The 1685-nt window shown below is 57.6% G+C and carries 2 protein-coding genes; one reads left to right on the forward strand and one right to left on the reverse strand.

Features of this window, described 5'->3' with window-relative positions; all coding sequences use genetic code 11:
- Nucleotides 1-67: 67 nt before the first annotated feature.
- The gene (locus FEM54_RS32040; protein ID WP_138454219.1) at nucleotides 68-496 is read right to left on the reverse strand and encodes a hypothetical protein; all 429 of its coding nucleotides are present in this window, start codon (nucleotides 494-496) and stop codon (nucleotides 68-70) included.
- A gap of 165 nt (nucleotides 497-661) precedes the next feature.
- On the opposite strand from FEM54_RS32040, the gene FEM54_RS32045 reads away from it, so the two are divergent.
- Nucleotides 662-1685: ABC transporter substrate-binding protein (locus tag FEM54_RS32045; protein ID WP_138454220.1), on the forward strand; the 1024-nt coding region annotated here is incomplete at its 3' end.

Below are 1685 nucleotides of genomic sequence, written 5' to 3' on the forward strand. Positions count from 1 at the left end.
TTTTTGGGGCCGCTGCGCAGCCCAGCGGGAGCAAGCTCCCTCGCCACAAGGGCAGGTAAACACTAGGTTAGGCGGCCTGCGGCTGAACCTGCAACTGCCCATCCACATCCTTGACCAGCTCACTGGCCAAAAACAGCGGCGCCAAGCGCTTGTGAAGTTGCGGCTCGACAAACTCCTTCACCGTCTCCAGCACCAATACGCCACTGAGCGGCAGCTCGGCCTTGGTGTAGGACAGCCACGCTTTCTTCAACACCATCAACACATCGCTGCCCGCCGTAGAGGCAAAGCGGCGGTGCGTGGGTTTGCCGTCGAAGTTGAAGGTGTGTTGGAACGCGTAGTCGGTTTCGTCACCGTTGGCGGCGCTGCAGCGCACGCAGGTGCATGGGCCATCGCCGAATGCGCTGCGCAGGTAAGCGTTGAAGTCCACCACGGGCTTGAGTGACAGGCGCTTATCGACCTCGAACAGATCCCCAGTCATTTTATCGTCAGTGTTCAACGTCCATTTCCTCGCAGGTTGGCAGGTGTATTTCAAAGCGCGGCACAATAACAGCCACACGGCATTTTGGGGATGATTAGCATAACAATAGATCCCGATATTCTTTTCCAGTCTTAAAATTCGTCGCTAGGCTCTATCACCTTCTCGAAAACGCGGCAGATTCCCATGACTTTCAAGCGTTCCTCCCTGACCCTGTTGGCCGCGTCCCTGGCGGCCGCGAGCGCCTTGCTCAGCCCCGGCGCCCAGGCCGAAGGCAAGATCAGCATTGCCCAGCAATTCGGTATCGGTTACCTGATCCTCGACGTGGTGCGCGACCAGCACCTGATCGAAAAACATGGCAAGGAGCAGGGCCTGGATATCAAGGTGGAATGGAACAGCATTTCCGGCGCCACCGCCATGAATGAATCGCTGCTGGCCGGCGCCCTGGATGTGGTCTCGGCGGGTGTGCCGCCGATGCTCACCCTGTGGGACCGCACCAAGGGCAAGCAGAACGTCAAGGCCATCGCCTCCCTGGGTTCGATGCCCAATTACCTGCTGACCAATAACCCCAACGTGAAGACCCTGCAGGACTTCACCGAGAAAGACCGCATCGCTGTGCCGGCCGCCGGCGTGGGTTTCCAGTCGCGCACCTTGCAGATAGAGACGGCCAAGCTGTTCGGCGATGCCAATTTCAAGAAGTTCGACGACATCTCCATCAGCCTGGCCCACCCGGATGCCACGGCGGCGTTGATTGCCGGTGGTTCGGAGATCAATTCACACTTCTCCAGCCCGCCGTTTCAGTATCAGGAGTTGTTGAACCCTAACGTGCACAAGGTGCTCAGTTCCTACGACATTCTTGGCGGGCAGGCGTCGTTCAACGTGCTCTACACCACGCAGAAATTTCACGATGACAACCCCAAGACCTACAAGGCGTTTTATGACGCGCTGGCGGAGGCCGAGAAGATCATCAAGGCCGATAAACCTGCGGCCGCCAAGACGTATATTCGCGTAGAGGAATCCAAGCTGCCGCTGGACCTGGTGGAGAAAATCGTCCAGGACCCGGAAATCGACTTCACCATCGTGCCGCAGCGTACGTTTATCTATGCCCAAAAGCTGCAGGAATTGGGCGTGCTGAAGAACAAGGCGGCGAGCTGGAAGGATTACTTCTTTGAAGAAGCCCATGGTGGTGATGGCCTGTCTCTTATACACA

This window comes from Pseudomonas edaphica, from assembly GCF_005863185.1.
In the GTDB taxonomy this organism is placed as follows: domain Bacteria; phylum Pseudomonadota; class Gammaproteobacteria; order Pseudomonadales; family Pseudomonadaceae; genus Aquipseudomonas; species Aquipseudomonas edaphica.